The organism is Trueperaceae bacterium, assembly GCA_019454765.1.
In the GTDB taxonomy this organism is placed as follows: Bacteria; Deinococcota; Deinococci; order Deinococcales; family Trueperaceae; genus JAAYYF01.
The window spans coordinates 1-5,260 of record JACFNR010000007.1 but is presented as its reverse complement, the minus strand read 5'-3'; the positions used below and the strand labels follow the sequence as shown (position 1 = coordinate 5,260).

The 5,260-nt window shown below is 72.3% G+C and carries 4 protein-coding genes and 1 pseudogene (1 of these 5 cut by a window edge); 2 read left to right on the top strand and 3 right to left on the bottom strand.

The window, feature by feature from the left end; genetic code table 11:
* Positions 1-911 (top strand): annotated as a pseudogene (locus tag H3C53_03520) (U32 family peptidase) (it extends 1,642 nt beyond the left edge of the window).
* Between the two features lie 35 nt (positions 912-946).
* Here H3C53_03520 and H3C53_03515 read toward each other — a convergent pair.
* Positions 947-2,806 carry an SLC13 family permease gene (locus tag H3C53_03515; protein ID MBW7915744.1) on the bottom strand — a complete coding sequence of 620 codons (1,860 nt, stop codon included), beginning with the start codon at positions 2,804-2,806 and terminating at the stop codon, positions 947-949.
* Between the two features lie 283 nt (positions 2,807-3,089).
* On the opposite strand from H3C53_03515, the gene H3C53_03510 reads away from it, so the two are divergent.
* Positions 3,090-3,443 carry an HU family DNA-binding protein gene (locus H3C53_03510; protein MBW7915743.1) on the top strand — a complete coding sequence of 118 codons (354 nt, stop codon included), beginning with the start codon at positions 3,090-3,092 and terminating at the stop codon, positions 3,441-3,443.
* Between the two features lie 94 nt (positions 3,444-3,537).
* Here H3C53_03510 and H3C53_03505 read toward each other — a convergent pair whose 3' ends face one another.
* The gene (locus H3C53_03505; protein ID MBW7915742.1) at positions 3,538-4,038 is read right to left on the bottom strand and encodes a gluconokinase; all 501 of its coding nucleotides are present in this window, start codon (positions 4,036-4,038) and stop codon (positions 3,538-3,540) included.
* A 20-nt stretch (positions 4,039-4,058) separates the two neighbouring features.
* On the bottom strand, positions 4,059-5,260 hold a 1,202-nt coding region (locus H3C53_03500; protein MBW7915741.1), incomplete at its 5' end, for a DUF2088 domain-containing protein.

The window sequence follows — 5,260 nt, the reverse complement described above, 5'->3', positions numbered from 1 at the left end:
GGCCGTCGCCGGCCGTTGGGGCCGCCGGGCGCCTGCACCTGCTGGTGCGCACGCCCGAGCAGTTGGACGCGGCACTGGCGCTCGCCGAGGACCACGCAAGCGCCTGGCCGCTCGCCAGCGTGACGCTCGACTACCTCGAGCTGTACGGGTTGCGCCCGTCGGTCGAGCGCGCCCAGGCGGTGGGCATCGAGGTGCGCGTCGCCTCGCCGCGGGTCCTGAAGCCGAGCGAACAGAACGTCGTGCGGTTCCTCCTCTCCCTCGGCGCCACCCTGGTGGTTCGCTCCGGCGGACTGCTCCACGACCTGGCGCGACTGCCGCACTCCGAGCGTCCGGCGCTAGTGGGCGACTTCAGCCTCAACGCCACCAACGCACAGGCGGCGCGGGCCTACCTCGCCCTTGGCCTCGCCGCGTTGACGCCGGGTCACGACCTGAACGCGGAGCAGGTGGCGGCGCTGGCCATCGAGGTGGGTGGCGGAGCGCTGGAGGTGGTGGCCTACCAGCACCTGCCGGTCTTCCACACGGAGCACTGCGTGTTCAGCCGCTTCCTCAGTAGCGGCCGCGACTTCCGCGACTGCGGTCACCCCTGCGAGCGGCACCGCCTGGCGCTGCGCGACGGCCGCGGCCGGGAGCACCCCGTCATGGCCGACGTCGGCTGCCGCAACACGGTCTTCAGCGGCGAGGCCCAGACGGCGGCACGGCACCTCCGAACGTGGTGGCGCGCTGGCCTGCGCGACTACAGGCTCGAGTTCGTCCACGAGCCGGCCGGGGCGGTGCGGGCCGTGACGGCTTCCTTCGCGGAGGCGCTGACGGCCCTGGCCGCGGGGGCGTACACGCCGGGTCGGCTGGAGGGCGGCCTGACCGCGGCGGTGGGGCCCCTGACGGAGGGCAGCCTGTTCGTGCCCCGCGCCTAGGCGGAACGAGATGGCGTTGCCACGGCCGGCCGAGGTCAGGCAGGGAACAGCCACGGTACGAGGACCAGCCCGACGACCCCCATCAACACCTGCAACGGCAGGCCGACCCGGACGAAGTCCATGAAGCGGTACTGACCGGGACCGACCACGAGCGTGTTGACCGGGGTCGACATGGGGGTGCAGAAGGACGAGGCGGAGGCGAGCGCCACCATCATCAGGACGCCCTCCGGGCTCACGCCAACCAGCTCGGCGGCGCTCAGCGCCACGGGCGCCATCAACACGGCAGTGGCGGTGTTCGACATCACCTGGCCCAGGCCGGCCGTCACCACGTAGGTGCCGGCGAGCAGGACGAGGAAGCCCGACCCGCCGAACGCGGCCACCGCGGCGTCCGCCAGCAGCCGGACGCCGCCGGTCGACTCGAGCGCCGTGGCGAGCGGCAACATCCCGGCGATCAGGACCACCGACTGCCACTGAACAGACCGGTATGCCTCCTCGGCCGTTAGGCAGCCGGTGAGCACCAGGGCAAGCACCGCCACCAGCACCGCCACGACCGGCGCCAGCCACCCGGCCGACATGCTCACCAGCATGGCCGCCAGCACCGCCACGGCCACGGGCGCCCTGCTCCTCTTGGGCGCCGGCCGCTCGCCCCCCGTCTCGCTCAGCACCACCGCGTCGAGCCGCTCGGCGTCCAGGCGGTCGATGGCCGCCAGCGGACCCTGCACGAGCAGGGTGTCGCCGAAGCGCAGGCGCGTCTCGGCGAGGCGACTCGCGCCGCTCCCCTCCAACAGTCGCTCGCCGCCACGCTGCAACGCCACGACCTGCACCCCGAAGCGCTCCCTGAACCGCAGCGTCGCGAGGCTGTTACCGACCCAACTCGACCTCGGCGTCAACAGGACCTCCGCGAAGCCCAGGTTGGCCGGCACGAGGTCGTCGCCCAGCGCCCCCACCTCCTCGAGCGGCGCCTCCGCCAGGCCCGCCACCGCCTCCAGGGCCTCGCGGCTCCCCTGCAGCAACACGCGGTCGCCGGCGCTGAGGCGCGTGTCGGGCCCCAGCCGCTTCGAGCGACCAAGGTGACGTCGCGACCTGAGGCCGGCCCGCACGGCCGCCGGCTCCGTGTCGATCGACAGCACCAGCACGCCGAGGCGCTCCGGCCACCGCAGCCCCCGCAACGTGTCGCCCACCAGCGGCGAGGCCGCGCCCAACGTGAGGCGGCCCAACCGCACCGGAAGGCCGTAGCGCTCGGCCACCTCCACGAGGTCGGCCTCACCCGCACCCACCCCCGGCGTGGCCGGCGCCGCCGCGGGCAGGAGGCGGCGCCCCAAGAAGACCATGTAGAGGACCGTGACCAGCAGCATGGCGACGCCTAACGGCGTGAACGCGAAGAAACCGAACGGCGCCCGGCCCACCCCCTCCAGCGCCCCCGACACGACCAGGTTGGGAGGCGTGGCGATGAGCGTCAACATCCCGCCCACCAGCGCGGCGAACGCCGCGGGCAGCAGCAGCTTGCTGGGGCTCACCTTCGCGCGCCACGCCATGGCCGTCGCGATGGGCAGCATGACGGCCACGGTGCCGGTCGAGCTCATGAACGCCGACAGCAGCCCGGTGGCCAGCATGACCGCGGCTATCATGCGCGGCTCGCTATCCCCCGCCAAGCGGCCGAGCGCGTGCCCCACCGCTGACGCCAGCCCCGTGTTGACGATGGCGAACCCGACCACGAACAGCCCGGCGATCATGACGACCAACGGGTCCGCGAACCCGGCCAGCGCCTGCTGCGGCGTCAACACCCCGGTGAGAGCGAGCGCCAGCACCACGAGCAACGCGACGACGTCGAGGCGGACCCTGTCCGACACGAACAGCGCCGTCGCTCCGGCGAGGATGAGGAACACGGCGAGCATGGGTGCGGGCATACCCCCAAGGTAATTCCCCGCCGCGCCTCCGGGTCACGGCCTTTCGCCCCGTGCCGGCGCCGGCGGCCCATCTCAGGTCACGTACCCCGATGGGGAGGCGCCACCGCCCCACCCCGACCGGCCCCGCGGCACCACCTCGCGTCCCCGACGGCCATGAAGAAGTGTGGTTTCCCACTTCCGGCGCTTTTTTCCCTAGCCTATCGGGCTGGCACGTGTTTTTCCCGTGTCCCATGCTCTATACTCTCGGCGAGTTCACGAAAGGAGCTCGCTCATGGCAAGAGCCAAAGCAGCACCCAAGAAGGCAGACAAGACCGTCAGCAAGGCCGATCTCGTCGGGGAGGTCGCGGAAGCCACCGGTCAGTCCAAGAAGGCCGTCAAGGAGACGATGGACGCCCTACTCGCGTCCATGACCTCGAGCATCGCCAAGGGGAGCAAGGTCACGCTCACGGGCTTCGGCACCTTCGAGGTCCGCAAGCGCAAGGCGCGCACCGGCGTCAAGCCCGGCACGACCGAGAAGATCAAGATCCCGGCCAGCCAGTACCCCGCCTTCAAGGCCGGCAAGAGCCTGAAGGACACCGTCAGCGGCAAGAAGCCCGCCGCCAAGAAGGCCGCGGCGAAGAAGTAAGGCCGGCGCCGGTCGCGTGCCCACGGGCGCGGACCGACGACGCGAGCGGGGCGGGAGCGCCGGCGACGACGCCACCCGCCCCGCTTCCACGTTCCTAGCCGCCCTGAAGCCGCTCCGCCCGAAGAGCCGCCACCAGGTAGTCGACCTGCGCCGACGAGCCGCCGGGCGGCGGCACGAGCACGTCGGGCTCCACCGTCGGGTCGGGCTCCTCCAGCGTCTCGAACTGGGACGCCACGAGCGCCGGCGGGAAGAAGTGCCCGCTCCGCCCGCTCACGCGCGCCAGCACGTCCGCGCGGTCGACGCGCAGGTAAGCGAAGCGCACGCCCGCGCCCGCCGCCCGCAGCCGGTCTCGGTAAGCGCGCCGCAGGGCGCTGCACGCCACCACCACGCCGCCGTCCCCACTCAGCCCCGCGGCCAGGACGTCGCGCACGCCGTCCAGCCACGGCCACCTGTCATCGTCCGTCAGCGGCACCCCCGCCGCCATCTTGGCGCGGTTGGCCTCCGGGTGGAGGTCGTCGCCGTCGACGAACCGCACCCCGAGGCGACCCGCCAGCTCGACCCCGACGGTGCTCTTGCCCGACCCCGACACGCCCATCACGACCACCGCCGGAGCCACTACTCGCCCCTGGCCCGGTAGAGGACCTCTCCGGCCTTCCGGACGAGCAGCACGCCCTCGTCCTCGCGGCCCGCCCACTCCTCCGGGTCGATCGAGTCGGGGTCGACGTAACCGAGCGCCAGCTGCTCGCATTCGGCCGGCGACAAGCGCGTGGCCAGCGTGACCTTCGCCCGCGGGTACTCGACGCCGTCCTCGAAGCGCCCGTCGCCGCGCACGTGCGTGGAGTGCGCCAACACGCCCAGGGGGTAACCGGCGAAGCGGTCCCACTGCTTCAGGAAGTAGTCGAGCACGTGATAGCCGATGGCGCGGATGTGCTCGCCGTGCACGGCGCTCACCTCGCTCAGGTGCGGCGCGTAGATGATCAGCTCGCCGCCCGCGGCCAGCGCCGGCTCGAGCTTGTACATCGCCTTACCGGCCGTCCACAGTTCCTCGTACATGGGTGGCGCGCACGACAGGATCCGCTCGTAAGGCTTGTCGACCCAGCGCACGTGACGCTCGTCGGCCAGGTCTGCGGCGGCGGACCACGCCGCCACGACGTCGCCCACGAACAACCCCGCCAGGTGCGCTCCCTCCACCACCACCGCCACCAGCGTGACCGGCGTATGGAGCAGCTCGGCGGCGGCGTGGATCATCGCCCGCACCGGCGTGTCCTTGATCCCGATGGTGCCGCGCACCCCTGCGAGGGCGCCCAGCCAGTGGGTCACGTTGATCATGTCGGAGCCGCTTATCCCCGGGAAGAGGTACTTGGCGCCGCCGGAGTAGCCGACCACCTCGTGCGGGAACGTCGGCCCCAGGATCAGCACCTCGTCGTGCTCGAGCGCGGCCCGGTTCAGGCGCACGTCGACGTCGCCACCCAACGTGGGGTGCCAACGGCTACCCGCGATCTCCTGGACCCGCGACTTGGGCAGCGTCCCGATGCTGGCCAGGGTGCCGTCCTCGTACCAGGCGTGGTTGACGACCTGCACGCGCGGGTAATCGCGGTCCTTGCTCTCGCGCGTGAGTCCCACGAGCCGCAGCAGGTGATCCGGGTCGAGCGGCACGTGCGTGCCGAGCGCCACCATGAACGTCACGGAGCGGGCGTCGTCGAGCGCCTCCATGACGCCACGGAAGAGGAGCGGCAGCGGCACCGTCCGCGTGTGATCCGGGATCAGCACGAGCACGCTGCGCCCCGCGAAGCGGCCGGCCAGGCCGCGGTGGAGGG